The 16,650-nt window shown below is 46.8% G+C and carries 20 protein-coding genes; all 20 read left to right on the top strand.

Annotation, left to right across the window (positions count from 1 at the left end):
• Positions 1-30: 30 nt before the first annotated feature.
• The 20 genes from terS to ABID13_RS21950 all read left to right on the top strand — a co-directional run bounded on the left by terS (position 31) and on the right by ABID13_RS21950 (position 16,644).
• Complete coding sequence (gene terS, locus ABID13_RS22045; protein ID WP_048929310.1) at positions 31-807, top strand: phage terminase small subunit; 777 nt, start codon at positions 31-33, stop codon at positions 805-807.
• Positions 797-2,161, top strand: a complete 1,365-nt coding sequence (locus ABID13_RS22040) for a PBSX family phage terminase large subunit (protein WP_082173799.1) — start codon at positions 797-799, stop codon at positions 2,159-2,161. The genes terS and ABID13_RS22040 overlap by 11 nt, the downstream gene beginning before the upstream one ends.
• A 19-nt stretch (positions 2,162-2,180) precedes the next feature.
• The gene (locus tag ABID13_RS22035; protein WP_242849221.1) at positions 2,181-3,572 is read left to right on the top strand and encodes a phage portal protein; all 1,392 of its coding nucleotides are present in this window, start codon (positions 2,181-2,183) and stop codon (positions 3,570-3,572) included.
• Positions 3,565-4,653 carry a minor capsid protein gene (locus tag ABID13_RS22030; protein ID WP_197092164.1) on the top strand — a complete coding sequence of 363 codons (1,089 nt, stop codon included), beginning with the start codon at positions 3,565-3,567 and terminating at the stop codon, positions 4,651-4,653. The genes ABID13_RS22035 and ABID13_RS22030 overlap by 8 nt, the downstream gene beginning before the upstream one ends.
• 143 nt (positions 4,654-4,796) lie before the next feature.
• Complete coding sequence (locus ABID13_RS22025; RefSeq protein WP_048929308.1) at positions 4,797-5,402, top strand: DUF4355 domain-containing protein; 606 nt, start codon at positions 4,797-4,799, stop codon at positions 5,400-5,402.
• Positions 5,403-5,421: 19 nt separating this feature from the next.
• On the top strand, positions 5,422-6,363 hold the full coding sequence (locus tag ABID13_RS22020) for a hypothetical protein (RefSeq protein WP_048929307.1): 942 nt from the start codon (positions 5,422-5,424) through the stop codon (positions 6,361-6,363).
• A gap of 11 nt (positions 6,364-6,374) precedes the next feature.
• Positions 6,375-6,623, top strand: a complete 249-nt coding sequence (locus ABID13_RS22015; protein ID WP_007861190.1) for a Rho termination factor N-terminal domain-containing protein — start codon at positions 6,375-6,377, stop codon at positions 6,621-6,623.
• On the top strand, positions 6,616-6,966 hold the full coding sequence (locus tag ABID13_RS22010; RefSeq protein WP_045093882.1) for a phage head-tail connector protein: 351 nt from the start codon (positions 6,616-6,618) through the stop codon (positions 6,964-6,966). Before ABID13_RS22015 ends, ABID13_RS22010 begins: the two co-directional genes overlap by 8 nt.
• Positions 6,911-7,282: a hypothetical protein gene (locus ABID13_RS22005; RefSeq protein WP_048929306.1), complete on the top strand. Its 372-nt coding sequence runs from the start codon at positions 6,911-6,913 to the stop codon at positions 7,280-7,282. Before ABID13_RS22010 ends, ABID13_RS22005 begins: the two co-directional genes overlap by 56 nt.
• A complete protein-coding gene (locus tag ABID13_RS22000) occupies positions 7,279-7,800 on the top strand; it encodes an HK97-gp10 family putative phage morphogenesis protein (RefSeq protein WP_048929305.1) in 522 nt (173 codons plus the stop codon). Before ABID13_RS22005 ends, ABID13_RS22000 begins: the two co-directional genes overlap by 4 nt.
• Positions 7,800-8,159 carry a hypothetical protein gene (locus tag ABID13_RS21995; RefSeq protein ID WP_007861179.1) on the top strand — a complete coding sequence of 120 codons (360 nt, stop codon included), beginning with the start codon at positions 7,800-7,802 and terminating at the stop codon, positions 8,157-8,159. Before ABID13_RS22000 ends, ABID13_RS21995 begins: the two co-directional genes overlap by 1 nt.
• A 14-nt stretch (positions 8,160-8,173) precedes the next feature.
• A complete protein-coding gene (locus ABID13_RS21990; protein WP_007861177.1) occupies positions 8,174-8,584 on the top strand; it encodes a phage tail tube protein in 411 nt (136 codons plus the stop codon).
• 18 nt (positions 8,585-8,602) lie between these two features.
• Complete coding sequence (locus ABID13_RS21985; protein WP_048929304.1) at positions 8,603-9,031, top strand: DUF6096 family protein; 429 nt, start codon at positions 8,603-8,605, stop codon at positions 9,029-9,031.
• A gap of 80 nt (positions 9,032-9,111) precedes the next feature.
• Positions 9,112-9,414, top strand: coding sequence for a hypothetical protein (locus ABID13_RS21980; protein WP_242849220.1), 303 nt, complete (start codon positions 9,112-9,114; stop codon positions 9,412-9,414).
• A gap of 20 nt (positions 9,415-9,434) precedes the next feature.
• A complete protein-coding gene (locus tag ABID13_RS21975) occupies positions 9,435-12,509 on the top strand; it encodes a phage tail protein (RefSeq protein WP_053095341.1) in 3,075 nt (1,024 codons plus the stop codon).
• Positions 12,510-12,572: 63 nt separating this feature from the next.
• Complete coding sequence (locus ABID13_RS21970) at positions 12,573-13,115, top strand: zinc-ribbon domain-containing protein (protein WP_048929303.1); 543 nt, start codon at positions 12,573-12,575, stop codon at positions 13,113-13,115.
• A gap of 56 nt (positions 13,116-13,171) precedes the next feature.
• Positions 13,172-13,570 carry a DUF6711 family protein gene (locus ABID13_RS21965; protein ID WP_048929302.1) on the top strand — a complete coding sequence of 133 codons (399 nt, stop codon included), beginning with the start codon at positions 13,172-13,174 and terminating at the stop codon, positions 13,568-13,570.
• A gap of 12 nt (positions 13,571-13,582) precedes the next feature.
• Positions 13,583-15,658 carry a tail fiber domain-containing protein gene (locus tag ABID13_RS21960; RefSeq protein WP_048929301.1) on the top strand — a complete coding sequence of 692 codons (2,076 nt, stop codon included), beginning with the start codon at positions 13,583-13,585 and terminating at the stop codon, positions 15,656-15,658.
• A complete protein-coding gene (locus tag ABID13_RS21955; RefSeq protein WP_045093893.1) occupies positions 15,648-15,878 on the top strand; it encodes a hypothetical protein in 231 nt (76 codons plus the stop codon). The genes ABID13_RS21960 and ABID13_RS21955 overlap by 11 nt, the downstream gene beginning before the upstream one ends.
• Positions 15,879-15,942: 64 nt before the next feature.
• Positions 15,943-16,644, top strand: coding sequence for a hypothetical protein (locus ABID13_RS21950; RefSeq protein WP_048929300.1), 702 nt, complete (start codon positions 15,943-15,945; stop codon positions 16,642-16,644).
• Positions 16,645-16,650 lie beyond the last annotated feature (6 nt).

Below are 16,650 nucleotides of genomic sequence, written 5' to 3'. Positions count from 1 at the left end.
CGAAAACGAAACGATTGAGAGGTGGTGGTTTTGCCAAGAGGGCGGAGTCCCAACCGGGATAAAGCATTTGAGATATATAGGCAGCACGGAGGGAAAATCACAAACCGTGAAATCGCGGCCCGGCTGGATGAGGATGAGAAGGTCATTGCCGTATGGAAGAGCCGAGATAAATGGAATGTTGTACAACAAAAGAAAAAGGAACGTTGTACAACAAAATCCAGAGGCGGGCAGCCGGGAAACAAGAATGCCGTAGGGCATGGAGGGACCGGGCCGCCCGGGAATAAGAACGCAGTTAAGACGGGGGAGTTTGAATCCCTCTTTTTTGATACCCTTACGCCGGATGAGCAGGAACTCATAGAGTCAATGACAAAGGATAAGGGGGAGCTGCTGCAGCAGGAGATACAACTTCTGACCGTGAGGGAGCGCAGGATGCTACAGCGCATTAATGACCTCAAACAGGCAGTGGAGGACCAGACAGAGAAGAAGGCCGAAGGCATGACTAAAACAAAGTGGAAAGATGGTTTCGGCGCTAATGGTCCTATTGAGGTTACAGAGTATGAGGGCGTCCTGGGACAGATACAGTCCGTGGAGGATGCCCTTACCCGTGTCCAGGCCAGGAAACAGAAGGCAATTGATTCCCTGCATAGGTTTGGATTTGATGACGCACGTCTGGAAATCGAACTGATGAAGCTTGATATCGTAACTCTTAAGGTGGACAATCAGGACCAAGAAACAGAAGATGATGGATTCCTGGCGGCTATGGATGCTGAGGCATCAAGTCTGTGGGGTGATGTAGATGGGGATTAACGAACGCATTGCCCAGATGAAGGAACGGATACATCGGATTAAGGAAAAGCGGAGCATCATTACAAAGCTGCAGGTATTCAAGTTCAAGCCGTTTTCAACAAAGCAGAAACAGATTCTCACATGGTGGATGCCAAGCAGTCCGGTAAAGGACTATGACGGTATCATTGCGGATGGTGCTATCCGTTCTGGTAAGACGGTCTGTATGTCCTTATCTTTTGTGTTCTGGGCCATGAAAACATTCTCCGGCCAGAATTTCGCCATGTGTGGAAAGACCATCGGTTCATTCCGGCGCAATGTGTTGTTCTGGCTTAAAATCATGTTACGGAGCCGTGGATATAAAGTTATGGACCACCGGGCGGATAATCTGGTGGAGATATCACGTAACGGTGTGACCAATTACTTTTACATATTCGGAGGTAAGGATGAACGTAGCCAGGACCTGATACAGGGTATCACTTTGGCGGGCCTGTTTTGTGATGAGGTGGCCTTGATGCCGGAATCCTTTGTTAATCAGGCAACCGGCCGATGCTCCGTTGATGGAAGCAAGTACTGGTTTAACTGCAACCCAGATGGACCGTACCACTGGTTTAAGCTTAATTGGCTGGATAAGGCCGGAGAAAAAAATCTGCTTGTCCTGCATTTTACAATGGAGGACAACTTAAGTCTGTCAGAGCGTATCAAGGAGAGATACCGGAATATGTACACCGGTGTCTTTTTTAAACGTTATATACTGGGCTTATGGGCTATGGCTGAAGGCATCATCTACGATATGTTTTCCGAGGAGCGGCATGTAAAATCAGTTCTGGAGTTTGTGCGGGTGCTGATTGATGGCGGTCGCTATGTAAGTATTGATTACGGTACACAGAACGCCACAGTGTTCTTGCTCTGGAATAAGGGACGGGATGGAAAATGGTATTGTATCAGGGAGTATTACTATTCCGGGAGAGATAAGGGCGTGCAGAAGACAGACGCCGAGTATGGCGAGGATTTAAAAAGGTTTCTGGACGGTACACCTGTTAAGGCTGTTATTGTGGACCCATCAGCAGCTTCATTTATTGCAGAGTTAAATAAGCGTGGATTTACCGTAATTCAGGCAGATAATGCGGTGGAGGACGGGATCAGGTTGGTGGCAACGCTCCTGAATACCGAGCGGATTGCATTTAGTCAGTCTTGCAAAAATACGATCATGGAGTTTGCGTCCTATATCTGGGATCCGAAGGCCGCAGAGCGCGGCGAGGATAAACCGATCAAACAGCATGATCACGCAATGGACGCGGTGAGGTATTTTTGCTATACGATACTAAATAATAAGACGGTCAGAGTTAAGAAGAAATCTGATTATGGTTTACATTAAGGAGGTGATGGTTATATATATGTATACAATGCCGAGAGAGAACTGGGATGAACAGAACCCGGATAAGCAGGCGATCCGTACTTTGATTGTAAAACACCGCCGGGAAGTGGCCCGACTGAATAAACTCATGAAGTACTATGAGGGACAACATAAGATACTGTCAGAAAGCCGGAAAACAAAACTGGTTTGCAACCATGCAAAGGATATCAGCGATACCGCCAGCAGCTACTTTATCGGCAATCCAATATCGTACAAGAGCGGCAATGACATATCTGTGCTGATGGATGCATTCGAGCAGGCCGGGGCTGATGAAGTGGACGGTGATAATGGGCTTGACCTCTCCATTTATGGCCGGGCCTATGAATATATCTACCCGGAAGAGGGAGAAACTGACCTGATAGTCAAGAATCTGTCTCCGGAAAATACGTTCATGGTTTACGATGACACTATTGAACAGAAGGAATTATTTGCAGTCTACTATTATGCCAGAAAGGATGATTCAGACCGAAAACGAACCATTTATGTAGCCACGGTACTGACGGAGCATCTGAAATGGGTGTTGAACATTGAAAACACAGACGGTCCACAAGCCCTTCTCGAGGAACCGGCAGAGCATTTCTTTGATGGAATCCCAGTGGTAGAGTATATGAATAATAAGCTGGCGATCGGTGACTTTGAATTGCAGATCCCTTTGATTGATGCTTATAACGCCCTGATGAGTGACCGGATCACCGATAAGGAGCAGTTTATTGATGCAATATTAGCTATTTATGGTGCCATACTGGGGGACCCGGAGGCGGAGGATGAAGACGGAAAGACTGCGAAGGAAAAGGTTAAGGATGACAAGCTCTTGGAACTGCCGAAAGATTCCAGAGCGGAATATCTGACCCGGACCTTTGACGAATCCGGCGTGGAGATCCTTAAGAAAGCCATTGAGCAGGATATCCACAAGTTTTCCCACATTCCCTGTATGACAGACGAGTCCTTCGGCGGCAATGTGTCAGGGGTGGCTATGGAGTTCAAGCTCTTAGGTATGGAGAACATCACAAAGATAAAGACCAGATATTACAAGAAGGGGCTGCGGAAACGACTCCGTTTGTTCGCCGGGTGGCTGAATAAGAGTAAGGCCATCGTGGTGGACGTGTCCGGGATTACACCAACCTTCAGCCGGGCGTTGCCTAAAAACCTGCTAGAAATTAGCCAGATCATTGCCAACCTATGGGGGAAGGTCAGCAGGAAGACCCTGCTGTCCCAGGTTCCGTTTGTGGATGATGTGGACGCAGAGCTGGCAGCCGTGGAAAAGGAATCAGAGGAGGCATTGAAACAGCAGCAGGCTATGTTCGGGATTGGCAGTAATACGCCGCCTGATACAGGTAATGATTCACCATCGGATGGTGATGTAGATGAGTAGTCTGTCATACTGGGAACGCCGGAAGGCACAGAGGATGTTTGATTACATGCAATCTGCGGAGGATACAGCAGACGATATTGCAAAGCTGTATCAAAAGTCATCCGGTTACATAAGCCATGAGCTTGACAAAATATTTGAGCGGTACAAGCGCAAGCATCATCTTACTAATGCGGAAGCTTACCGCTTGCTTAATGAGATAAAGGACAAGACCTCCCTGGACGAGCTGAAGCAGGCATTAAGGGCGCCTGGGAGGGGACAGACAGCAGCGGACATCCTCGCAGAACTGGAAAGTCCTGCATTCCAGGCACGGCTTGAACGGCTCCAGCAGCTCCAGAACCAGATTGACCTTACCATGCAGCAGATTTATAGGCAGGAAAAGGTAAGGAATACCAGCCATTATGTGGATCTTGCCAATGAGGCATATTATAGGAGTATCTTTGATATCCAGCAACGGACGGGGCTGGGTTTTTCTTTTTCCACGATAGACCACAAGGCGATAGACCGGGTGATTAACAGCAAGTGGTCCGGTGCCAACTACTCAGAGCGCATCTGGCATAATACCAGGGCATTGGCGCAGGACTTAAAGCAGGAACTGCTTATCAATCTGGTAACTGGCCGGACTGACAGCGAGGTGGCTGACATCATAGCCAATAAGTACGCCCAGGGGGCCAGCAACGCCCGCAGGTTGGTGCGGACGGAATCCTGCAACCTGGCAAATCAGATGGAGATGCAGTCTTATGATGAGTGCGGGATTGAGACATATATATATGTGGCAACACTGGATTTCAGGACATCCACCGTATGCCGGAAACTGGATGGTAAACGGTTCAAGGTGTCAGAGCAGCAGCCTGGACTCAATTGCCCACCTATGCATCCATGGTGCCGGTCCACAACAATCTGCGATATCAGCGATGAGGAGTTATCCCAGATGCAGCGCAGGGCGAGGAACCCAGTCACTGGCAGGACAGAAACAGTACCCGCCAGCATGACATATGAACAGTGGTATGATAAAAATGTCAAAGGGAACAAGGAAGCAGAAGCGAAGGAGAAGCAAATGAAACAGCGTAAAAAGAAAGGTTAGGTGGTCCATACATCTCCCTCTGGGCGGCGGGGTGAAGCTGCTTACACAAGCAATAGAGCATAAGCACGCAGGAAGCCCCTGGGTGTTATTTTTATGCAACGGTCTGGGCGTATGAACAGACTGGGGCGGAAAGGATAGAAACTATGAGAACAGAACCAATGTATCAGAAGATGAATTTACAGCTTTTTGCGGAACCGGCGTCAGACCCTGCCACAACACCAGAGCCAGAACCAAAGCCGGAGCCTGAATCAGACCCTGCCCCACAGAGTTTTGACGATGTCCTGAAAAACAAGGATTATCAGGCTGAGTTTGACCGCAGAGTGCAGAAGGGGATTGATACCGCCCTTGCAAAGGCACAGGAGAAATGGCAGGCACTTACTGATGATAAGCTGTCCGAGGCTGAGAAACTGGCAAAAATGACAAAAGAAGAGAAGGCACAGTATCTTGCGCAGAAACAGGAGAAGGCGCTGGCGGCCCGTGAGGCTGACATAACCAAGCGTGAACTGATGGCAGAAGCAAAGAACACATTAGCAGAAAAGAAGCTGCCTGTTGGACTTGCAGAAGTTTTAGATTACACGGATGCCGAATCATGTAGCAAATCCATTGAAGCGGTGGAGAAAGCCTTCCAGGAGGCCGTACAGGCTGCTGTGGAAGAGAAACTTAAAGGTGGGACTCCACCAAGGAAAGCGCCGTCAGGTGGGGAAGATGACCTGGAAAAACAGGTAGAATCCCTGATGATGGGAATTTAAGAAAGGATGGTAAAAGAATATGCCAATTAACACATTAGCAACAGCAACACTTTTTCAGAACACTTTGGATAAGGTGGCAATCCGGGAGGCCGTTACAGGATGGATGGATGCAAATGCCGGCCAGGTTATTTACAATGGGGGTGCTGAGGTAAAAATCCCTAAAATGTCTGTACAGGGACTGGGAGACTATGACAGGGACAATGGATACCAGCAGGGTGGAGTTACCTTGGAGTATGAAACCAGGAAGATGACCCAGGATAGGGGCCGCAAGTTCCAGATTGATCCTATCGACATTAACGAGAACAACTTTGTGACCACAGCAGCCGCAGTCATGGGAGAATTCCAGCGGACGTTAGTGGTTCCCGAGATTGATGCATACCGTATCAGTAAGATTGCAACAGAGACAATCACGGCAAAGAAGGCTGGCATGGTGTCCTATGGTTATACACCGGGAGCCACCGGGACATCGGCCCTTCGGAAAATCAAGGAAGGGATCAAGGCGATCCGGGAACTGTACAATGGCCCGCTTGTAATCCATGCCACACCTGATATGATTATGGAATTGGAAATGGAGCTGTCTGGGAAGATTACAAGTACCACGTTTTCAAAAGGGGGAATTGAGACTGCGGTTCCTTCTGTTGATGAGGTACCGATTATCTCCACCCCGTCCAATCGTATGTATACGGCAATTACTATCTACGATGGTAAGACCTCAGGGCAGGAAAAGGGTGGCTATGTGAAAGGAACCACAGCGAAGGATATCAACTTTTTTGTCTGCCCGCGCACAACACCCATTGCAGTCACTAAGCAGGATATCATGCGTATCTTTGACCCTACCATCAACCAGAAACTGAATGCATGGCAGATGGATTACCGGAGGTTTCACGACATCTGGGTGCTGGATAATAAACTGGACAGCATCTATCTGAGTATCAAGGATGCTGCCCCATCTGAGGGATAAGGAGGTAGATTATGAGGCTGATTAAGGATAATGTGGAGCGGGTTGCAGATGGTGAACAGGCGGACAAGCTGAAAGCCTTGGGGTTCCAGGAAATCGGAAGTACAGCCACGGAAACGGTAGGGTCGGAGGATAAATCTCCTGATAAAATGTCCGTTGCTGAATTAAAGTCCCTGGCAAAGAAAAAGGGGATAGAAGGGGCCGGATCCCTGACTAAGGCGGAATTGCTGGCGGTCCTTAAGGATGTGACCATGGATGACTGACATCGAAATACTGAAAAAACTGACAGGGGAGAGTGATGAGGTATTACTCTCTCTTTTGCTGGATGACGCCACGGCTTTCGTGCTGTCCTATACTGGACGGACAAGGATTGTGACAGGGCTGGAAAAGGCCGTGCGAGACTTGGCTGTGATAGCCCTTAATCGGATGGGAACAGAGGGTGAGTCCAGCCGGAGCGGTGGAGGGGAATCATACAGCTTTGATAACGCCCCAAAGCACATTTATGACACACTGGACAGGTACAGGTTGGCACGGATAGGAGGCAGGACGTATGAGGCTAAAACGGAGCAGGCTGGGGACGTATCATCACCGGGCAGCAATACCTAAAAAGGATAGTGAGGGTAGCTTATATACGGAGTATGGTCCAGCAGCATCCATCCAAGCTGAAGAGTGGCCAGCAGGCGGGAAAGTACAGACTGAGATGTATGGGCAGCAATTGCCTAATATCCGTAACCTTAGAATCCAAGGAACCTATCAGGAAGTACCGGGATCTGGTAAAGTAAGCTATGCAATTGCTGATGGCCCGATCATTACGGCCAATGATGGGATATGCCTGTATGTCTCTGGAGAGGCGGAGCCGGATTATAGGGTGGTTGCTATATACCCTTACCGGTTCCTGACGCTGGAGGTGGAAAAGTTATGATTCAAGGTCAAAAAGAGTTGGAAAGAAAGTTTGCAGCATTGGAGCAGGTTTGTGATCAGCAAATGGAGCGGCTTGTGGGGCAGCAGTCCAAACGCATACAAGCAGAAGCCAAGCTGTTATGTCCCGTCCGACATGGAGAATTGAGAAATAGCATCAAGTCAATGACAGAGAGCATGGATGACAGGATAATTGGGACCATTTACACCAATAAAGCCTACGCTATGTATGTTGAGATGGGAACTGGCCCCAAAGGTGCCGCAAATCATTCAGGGATATCCCCTGTTGCCAATCCAGCCTACACAATGTCTCCCTGGTGGATACATGAAAGCCAGGTGGACAAAGAAGCAGCGGAAGAATATCACTGGTTTTATTTGGATACACCACATGGACGGTTCTACCAGTGTACAGGCCAACCGGCGCAGCCATTTATGTATCCTGCCTTAAAGGATAATGAGGACAAGGTAGTGGAGAGGCTGGAGAATGCCCTGAAACGAGAATTAAGAAAGGCGTGTAAGTAATGATCAATGTTAAGGATGAGGTATATGCTGCGCTGCTTACGGTCACAGACAATGTGACGGACTGTTATCCTAAGGACTGGGAGAAGGACTTATCCATTCAGTATATGGAAGAGGACAACAAGGTTGTCGAGTATACAGATATGAGGGAGCAGAAGGCGTATATCAGGTATAGGATAGATATATGGCACAGAAAAAGTACAACTGCTGCAGCCGTAGCTGTAGATGCCGCAATTGAAAAGCTGGGCCTGTTGCGTACAGGAAGCCAGGATGTGGATGATCCGAGTGGTAGAAAGCACAAACAGATGAGGTATGAAATGGTGATTGATGTAGATACCAAAGAGGTCTATCACAACATGTAAGAAAGGAGAATTGGATGTTAGCTAATGGCGCAAAATTGGGATATAAGAAGTCAGGAGGCTCTACATTTACAGACCTTCCAGGGCTTAAAGAAATTCCGGAAATGGGTATTGAACCAGAGAAGGTAGAGAATACCTGTCTGACTGACAAAAATAAGCAGTATGAAAATGGTATTGGTGATGCTGGCGATATTACATACAAATTTAAGTATGATAATTCCAAAGCTGACTGCCCGTACCGTGTCATGAGGGCAGCACAGGATGCAGGAGAGGTATTGTCATTCCAGGAAACACTGATTGACGGTACCACAACAGAATTTGACGGACAGGTATCCGTAAAAAGAACTGGTGGCGGAGTAAACGGTGTGATTGAATTTAATCTTGCAATATCATTACAGAGCGATTTGACCGTGACGGACCCTACATAATAAGGAGGACAATGGAATATGGGACAGTTTGGAATGGACGAAGAGAACGAGGTCGAGAAAGTTGAAGAACTTAAAAACAGAAGAAAGGCATTTGCATATTGGACTGTTGGTGGAGAAGATTACAAACTTAAGCTTACCACCCAGCAGATTTGTAAATTGGAAGAAAAGTTCCGATGTAATCTGGTGACGCTGATTATGCAGAGTGGTGGATTACCACAGTTGGGAATCATGCTTACTGTGATTCAGGCGGCCATGACGCCCTGGAAACACGGTGTTAAATATAAGGACGTACAGGCCCTGTATGACCAGTATGCGGATGAAGGCGGAACCCAGATGGACCTTATGGTTGATGTGATCATGGAAATCATGCTGGTAAGCGGTTTTTTTACGGAGAACCAGAGGGAGAGTGTGATGGACAAGAGGGAGGACCTCAAGGACGAGATGTAACCATATCCGACCTTATCTATGAGTTGTATCCTCTTGCGCTTGACTGTGGGATAAGTCCTTGTGACTTCTGGGAGTATTCCTTGGGAGAAATCCGGGACCTTATGGATTCATATGCCAGAAATGAACGAAGAAGGGTGAGGGATGAAATTGCAGCGCGTTATGAGTTGGCAGACTTGATAGGGATGTATATCCAGCTTCCTTATGATACTGATAATACAATCAGGATTCCGCGTGTATGGGACACATACCCTTCCCTTTTTGAAAATGAAAGAATAGCTTTTGAAGGACGCCAAAAGGCAGAAGCACTGGAACAGGCCCGGATATCCAGAAGGGAATATGCCGAAAGGTATAACGAAATGCGCCGGAAGCGTGGACTACATTAAAAATATAGAACAGAAAGGCGGTGAGGATAACGGACGGTAGTGGAATTACCCTTGAAAAGCTTAAGGTCATCATTGAGGCATACACGAAGCCATACCAGGAACAGATGGAAAAGGTGCAGGCCAAGACAGCCCAGGTGACAAACCGGATAGAGCGGCAGACCGCCAGGATTGCAAACTCCTGGAAGCGTGTGGGTGCCATATTGGCATCGGTACTAAGTATTGCGGCCATAGTGGCATTCGGAAAATCGTGTATCGAACTGGGGAGTAACCTAACCGAGGTGCAGAACGTTGTGGATGTCACCTTCGGCTCCATGTCCGGCAGGGTGGATGCATTTGCTAAAGATGCAGCAAAAGCGTTTGGCCTGTCGGAGACAATGGCAAAGAAATACATGGGTACATATGGGGCAATGGCAAAGTCATTCGGCATAACAGGAAAGGCCGGATACGACATGTCGGCAGCCATAACAGGCCTTACAGGTGATGTTGCATCATTCTATAACCTTTCGCAGGACGAAGCCTATACGAAACTAAAGAGCATCTTCACCGGGGAGACGGAATCACTTAAGGATTTGGGCGTGGTCATGACCCAGACGGCACTTGACCAGTACGCCATGAACAACGGCTTCGGTAAGACCACGGCGAAGATGACCGAACAGGAAAAGGTCATGCTGCGTTACCGGTTCGTAATGTCGCAGCTCTCGGATGCTTCCGGTGATTTTGCCAGGACAAGCGGCTCCTGGGCTAATCAGGTTAGAATCCTATCCCTGCAGTTTGATGCATTGAGGGCAACAATCGGACAGGGTCTGATTAATGCATTTACCCCAGTAATCCAGGTGATTAATACCATCCTGGAAAAGCTACAGACCCTTGCGGCGTACTTTAAAGCCTTTACGGTAGCAATATTTGGGGATGCGTCTGGTGGCGGCGCAGGAAATATGGCGGATTCCATGGATTCTGCAGCCGGTTCTGCTGGGAACATTGCGGATAACATGGGAAGCGCGGCAAACTCGGCCAAGGAAATGAATCGTCAGCTTGCCAAGTTTGATGAACTTAACAACCTAAGTTCCAACCGAAATTCAGGAGGAGGTTCTGGCGGAGGGGGCGGTGGTGGTATCCTGGGTGACCTGGACCTTGGAATGGACAATGTACAGGCTCAGGCAGACTTGATATCAAGCAAGATAATTGATGCCTTTAAGGTGGGTGATTATTATTCTGTTGGTGCTTACATAGGGGCAGCTATAACTGATGCCCTTAGGAAAATCAACTGGAATGAGGCATATGAATCAGCGCGGGGGTTTGGACGTGGTTTTGCACAGTTCCTCAATGGCCTTATATCTCCAGACCTGTTCTGGGAGGTGGGGCATTCCATTGGAGGGGCGCTCAACACGGCATTATATGCGGCCCTGGAATTTGGAAAGAATTTTGATTGGTCCAACTTTGGATTATCCATAGCGTCAGGAATAAACGGATTTTTCTCGACCTTTGATTTTTCTGCCCTTGGAAGTGCGGCATCAGTGTTCGTGATAGGATGGCTGGATACCATTGCAACAGCACTGGAAAATACGGATTGGTTTATGGTAGGACAGAAAATCGGAGAGTTTTTGGCAGCTCTGGACTGGGATACAATCCTTGCAATGACAGGAAGGATCATAATCGCAGCTATTAGTGCAGGAATTAAGTTTTTTGCTGGACTTATGGATGCAGCACCAATAGAAGCTGCCATTTTGGCAGCAATTGCTCTTTTCAAATTTGCTGGTGTCGGTAGTTTGATAGCCAAAGGCATCCTGAAATCAATTGGCACGTCTGGAATAACGCTCAGTGGGCTTAAGATAGCGCTCACTGGATTTACAGTAGGGTTTGTTGGTGGCCCGGCATTTGATGTTATTGGTAATGCTATCATTGATGGAATTGACGAATTTATCAGAGAAAACTTTGGTGAAAGTGCCCTCAATGCAATGGGAGAGGGGCTTCTTATTTCTGTTAGTGCAGGTATAGGGGCTATGTTTGTAGGTCCAATAGGAGCTTTAGTGGGCGGAATAATTGGGCTTCTGCTTGATACAATCCGAGGCGGAGAATGGGCAACTAAATTCTGGAAAGGTTTTGGAGATACGCTATTTAACTGGAGCTTTTCAAAAACATTACTCGGAACTTCCAAGGAGTTTTTTAAAAAAGCTTTTTCATCTGATAATTTTATTGATTTTGGTGTCAATATTATTGCTGGAATTGCATCAGGACTGACAGCGGGTTTGTCATTCTTGGTCGAGCCTATTGCTGATTTGCTTACATGGATTGTAAATGGAATATGCGATATATTCGGAATTCATTCTCCCGCAAAGGAAATGGAACCTTACGGGCAATATATTTTGGAAGGCATTATAGAAGGTTTTAGAGCAACCTTTGGAGAATGGACTGCATCTCTAAATGAATGGTATAATCAGCATATTGCCCCGTGGTTTACAGTACAGAAATGGAGTGACTTGTACAATACGATTAAATCCAGCTTAAAAACAAAATGGGACGAAACTGTATTGCAATGGAAAACAGATATCCAAAGCTGGTGGGACAACCATGTAACAAAATGGTTCACAAAGGAGAAATGGACATCTGGCCTGACCGGAATAAAGGACGGGTTTAAGGCGGCGTTTGATGCAGCAGTAGATGCCGCAAAACAGATATGGAATGATTTTGCCAAATGGCTGAATGAAAAGCTTACATTTACGATTGACCCAATTACAGTCATGGGAAAGACGGTATATGAAGGTGGAGAAATCAGACTTGGAAAAATACCTACATTTGCGAGTGGAGGGTTCCCGGATAAAGGACAGCTTTTCCTCGCCAGTGAAGCAGGGCCAGAATTGGTTGGCCGGATGGGTGGCAGGACTGCCGTGGCTAATAAGGACCAGATTACTGATGGTATAGCAACAGCAGTATATGCGGCCAATACAGAACAGAACCAGCTTTTACGGGAACAGAATGAACTTTTACGGATGATTCTTGCAAAACCTGGAGTAAATAAGGATGATGTGGTGGACCTCTGGAGAGCTGGAGCATCTGATTATAAAAAGCAGACGGGTAGACAATTAGGGCTGACATAATGATTTACATCCCCCTTATCTTTTGCTATAATATGTTATTATGATGAAGGGGGAGAATAAATCATGTCATTAATCAAATGCCCAGAATGTGGAAAAGAAATAAGTGACAAGGCTACATCATGTCCGAATTGTGGTTGTCCTGTATCCGTTCCCAAAGAAAGTGATGTATTTTTGGATGCTAAAAAATTTAATAAGGAAAGTAAGAAGATTAAAAAAGATAGTGGTGGTAAAGGAGAAGCTGGTACTGCCCGTATGACTTTTGGTATAATATTGATTGTTTTATCGTTTATCGTTGGCTTCCAGTCATGTGCAGCAGGAATGGTTAATGCCTTGGAATCTGGTAGTGGAAATGACGGAATGATAGGATTTTTTACATGGATAGTCATGATAGTATGCGGCATTGTGAGCATTACAACCAAGCGGACAAGAAGCCCGAAAACGCCACTTATTATAGGCATTATTCTTTTGGTATATGGTTACCTAATAGGATTTATGTATAACGGTATTTTCAAAGATTTACAAATATGGGGCTGGTTATTAATGGTAGGGTCCCTAATATACATAAAAAGCTATAAAGCAATTAAAGATAACAATAAACAGAACTAAGTGCAAGCACCTGGGGAACTAGGTGCTTTTGTTATGCCCAAAAGGAGGTGGTGCGTATGGCTGCAGCGGATTATAAAGGTTGGCTACTTGAAATTGAAGGAACGAAGCTTCCAATGGAGTATATAGCGCATAACTCATATGGGGCAAGCCCAGACCAGAAACAGGATGAGGATAGCTACCAGGACGGATATGGAGCGTTGCATCGGAATGTATTGCCGCATACCAGAACAAAGATTGAATGGAATACACCTAATATGGTGCATTTGACAGATTTGGATGAGCTGTTGTCGTTTTTTCCAGATAAAGATAAAATGAAGGTCAGATACTGGAATGATAAAAAATTAGGATACTATACAGGGGAGTTTTACTATCCTACCATACAGTTCAACTATTATGACGCTTCTGATAAAGATATACGGTATAATTCGATTAGATTGGCGTTGATTGAGTATTAGGGAGGTGGTAAGGTGCTGGATGTACCAGAGATTATCAAGCAACGGTGCCGTGAGGACAATAACAGGACAGAAACAGTGAGACATCTGGAACTGTCCTTTTTTGATGGCGGGATAGACTCCTTATATCCATCAAATGACCTATACCCTGCATATGACCTGTATCCTGCTGATGCTGGCGCAGCATGGTTGACTATTGGTATGGACCAGATATGCGCGGAGACACTAAATCTTACGGAAAGCCTATCCACTGGAAACAATATCATCTGGGGGAGTTGCGAGGCGGCCAAGTTTGTGCTTACGGTTGCTGATGTGGAGGATGAGATGACCGGCAGGGAGTTTACTGCCACCTTAAGCATAGGCGATTACAAGATGGCCTATGGCATATACATAGTGGACAGTGTTACCCGCCTGCAGGCAGACCGTAGGAAACGGAAAATTACGGCATATGACCGGATGATTAAGTTTGATGCCGATGTATCTGATTGGTATCATGCCATGTACCCCACGGACGATGCCACCCATACAGTCAAGGAATTGAGGGATAGCCTGTGTGAAGAGATAGGGGTCCCGCAGGAGCAGACAGCGCTTATCAATGATGGGTTGGTGGTTGGAAAGACTATCAGCCCTGAATCATTATGTGGCCGGGATGTGCTTAAGGCCATCTGTGAGATTAACGGCGTGTTTGGGCATTTTGACCGCACGGGGACATTGGTATATATAAGCCTGCAGGATACCGGCCTATATCCATCTGATACCCTATATCCCGGTGATGACCTGTATCCACAATCCGGGTGGGCGGCGGCGGAGGAACTGGAATATTATAGGTCCATCACCTATGAGGATTATCTGATAGATGGCATTGACCGGGTACAGGTCCGCCAGGAAGAGGGGGACATAGGTGCCGTGGTCGGCTCAGGCAGCAATACATATGTGGTGGAAGGAAACTTCCTGACCTATGGCCTTGGCAGCGCAGACCTTACAAAACTGGCATGGTCCATATATGACACCATTGCCGGAAAGACATACCGTCCAGCCAAGATAGTCTCATATGCCATGCCCTGGATTGAGGTTGGGGACGGGGTGCGGGCCATCACCACGGACACGGAGATTGCCACATTTGTCCTTACCCGGACTATGAGCGGCATCCAGGCTATGATGGATACTGTGGAGGCCAAGGGGACCAAGACACAGGGACAGGAATTTGGAATCCAGAATGAGATTATCCAGCTTAAGGGTAAGACAGCCGTCATAGTACGGAGCGTGGATGAGGTGTCTGCCACAGTGACAGACTTGGAAAAGCAGACAGCGGCCCAGCTTAAAGTGGTATCCGACAAGATAACCGCAGAAGTAAAGCGGGCAACAGATCAGGAAGTGGAACTGGCTGGCAGCATAAGCGTCCTGGCCGGACAAATTGAAGCCAAGGTAAGCCGTGGGGATCTGATAGCATCCATTAATCTGGAAGTCAATAAGGCAGGATCCTGCATTACTATGGAGGCTGGGCATTTTGTCTTTAAGGGCAGCAACTTTTATGTGAATGCGGATGGCTCTGGTGGTGCGGCCAATGGTAATTTGACTTGGGATGCATCTGGAGGATTGGTAGCCAAAAATATTAAGCTGATAATGGCAGATATATCCGGGACAACAAACTCCAGCTCCATTGGCGTCAGTACAATGTCCGCCCAAAATGCCAATATTGACCGCCTGACAGTTAATGGATCGTCTGAGATGCGGGATATAGTGTCTGGTGACATATATGCAGATGATATCCAGTGTACCCAGATATATAGTAGCAGGGCCGGGGAGTGGTGGAGTGATCGCCGAATGAAAAGCGATATTAATCCTATTTCCCCAGAGGCAGCTCTTGCTGTCACAATGGCGTTAAAGCCAATGACATTTTACATGGTGGGAGCTGATGAGAAAGACATGGGTTTCGTGGCACAGGATGTAGCGGAAATAGAATCAGACTTGCCACTGTATACCATGCTGGACGGATTTTATGCCCTGCCATACACAAGCTATGTTGCCTTGCTGTCCGGGGCTATCCAAGCACAGATCAGTAAATTGAAGGAGGTATTACATGCCAAGTAATGAAGGAATGATCGTACACAGTCAGAAGGATATACAGTCAGTGATGAGTTTTTTAAACAGCCTTAGCCTTACCGGGATCGAGGCAGCAAGGAAACTGGCTACGGCAGCCACTATACTGGAATCAGGAAAGCCACTGGAAGAATATCTGAAACCGAAGAAAGGAAGTGATCAGGATGGGATTACTGAGCAGGATGAGCAGAGCAGCAACGGCACTGTCTAAGTACTATTATCCATTTACTTGGAGGAATAAGCCAAGCATAGAATCACCCATTAATGAGGTCCATTTGAATCATATTGAGGATGGTATCAATGAGATGGATAATCGTATCCTTATCCTGGCGCAGGATAAGGCGGATGCATCAGATTTGACAAATGTGTTTGTGAATTTTGAAATGAATGATACCACAGGAGTCATGACGTTTACGAGGCTTGATGGATCTAAAGTGACACATGATTCCGCTGTTGAAAAAATAGCACTTAATTGTTATTTGGAGGGGAATAATTTTGTCCTGGAATTAGCTGATGGAACTAAGCAAAAGGTGTCTTTATCAAAATTTATTGATACATATACCTTTACGAATACTGATAGGATACAATTTACTGTTAATGGCAAGAACATAAGCGCCGATATCCCAGATGGAAAGATTACACTGGCAAAGCTTGAACCGACCATCATGTCAACTATCCGTCAATACACCCTAGATGCACAGACCGCTAAAGGAGTGGCGGAGCAGGCTGCCAGCACGGCACAAGGATGGGCAATCGGCGGAACGGGATTTGATGGAAACAACGCTAAGTATTTTGCTGATAAATCTAAAAGGTATGCAGTAGGTGGCGTAGAGGAAGGGGATACATCTGATAATGCCAAAGCGTATTGTGCCGCTGCACAGGCCGCTGCCCAACATGCCGAAAACATGACACATATATCTGAGACTTCTTTTGCCGTTAATACGGGGACAGGTCATCTCACAGTGCAGATCGGATAGGGGAGG

Source organism: Enterocloster citroniae (genome assembly GCF_040545455.1).
In the GTDB taxonomy this organism is placed as follows: Bacteria; Bacillota; Clostridia; order Lachnospirales; family Lachnospiraceae; genus Enterocloster; species Enterocloster citroniae.
Note: the sequence above shows the minus strand (reverse complement) of the source record. Positions and strands in the feature narration are given on the sequence as shown.

What these genes read in the sequence shown, in the direction of transcription:
- ABID13_RS22030 (WP_197092164.1), top strand. Translation starts at nt 3,565, where the DNA reads ATGAGTAGTCTGTCATACTGGGAACGCCGGAAGGCACAGAGGATGTTT.
- ABID13_RS22025 (WP_048929308.1), top strand. Translation starts at nt 4,797, where the DNA reads ATGAGAACAGAACCAATGTATCAGAAGATGAATTTACAGCTTTTTGCG.
- ABID13_RS22015 (WP_007861190.1), top strand. Translation starts at nt 6,375, where the DNA reads ATGAGGCTGATTAAGGATAATGTGGAGCGGGTTGCAGATGGTGAACAG.
- ABID13_RS21965 (WP_048929302.1), top strand. Translation starts at nt 13,172, where the DNA reads ATGGCTGCAGCGGATTATAAAGGTTGGCTACTTGAAATTGAAGGAACG.
- ABID13_RS21995 (WP_007861179.1), top strand. Translation starts at nt 7,800, where the DNA reads ATGATCAATGTTAAGGATGAGGTATATGCTGCGCTGCTTACGGTCACA.
- ABID13_RS21955 (WP_045093893.1), top strand. Translation starts at nt 15,648, where the DNA reads ATGCCAAGTAATGAAGGAATGATCGTACACAGTCAGAAGGATATACAG.
- ABID13_RS21990 (WP_007861177.1), top strand. Translation starts at nt 8,174, where the DNA reads ATGTTAGCTAATGGCGCAAAATTGGGATATAAGAAGTCAGGAGGCTCT.
- ABID13_RS21970 (WP_048929303.1), top strand. Translation starts at nt 12,573, where the DNA reads ATGTCATTAATCAAATGCCCAGAATGTGGAAAAGAAATAAGTGACAAG.
- ABID13_RS22040 (WP_082173799.1), top strand. Translation starts at nt 797, where the DNA reads ATGGGGATTAACGAACGCATTGCCCAGATGAAGGAACGGATACATCGG.
- ABID13_RS22000 (WP_048929305.1), top strand. Translation starts at nt 7,279, where the DNA reads ATGATTCAAGGTCAAAAAGAGTTGGAAAGAAAGTTTGCAGCATTGGAG.
- ABID13_RS22020 (WP_048929307.1), top strand. Translation starts at nt 5,422, where the DNA reads ATGCCAATTAACACATTAGCAACAGCAACACTTTTTCAGAACACTTTG.
- ABID13_RS22005 (WP_048929306.1), top strand. Translation starts at nt 6,911, where the DNA reads ATGAGGCTAAAACGGAGCAGGCTGGGGACGTATCATCACCGGGCAGCA.
- ABID13_RS22010 (WP_045093882.1), top strand. Translation starts at nt 6,616, where the DNA reads ATGACTGACATCGAAATACTGAAAAAACTGACAGGGGAGAGTGATGAG.
- ABID13_RS22035 (WP_242849221.1), top strand. Translation starts at nt 2,181, where the DNA reads ATGTATACAATGCCGAGAGAGAACTGGGATGAACAGAACCCGGATAAG.
- ABID13_RS21985 (WP_048929304.1), top strand. Translation starts at nt 8,603, where the DNA reads ATGGGACAGTTTGGAATGGACGAAGAGAACGAGGTCGAGAAAGTTGAA.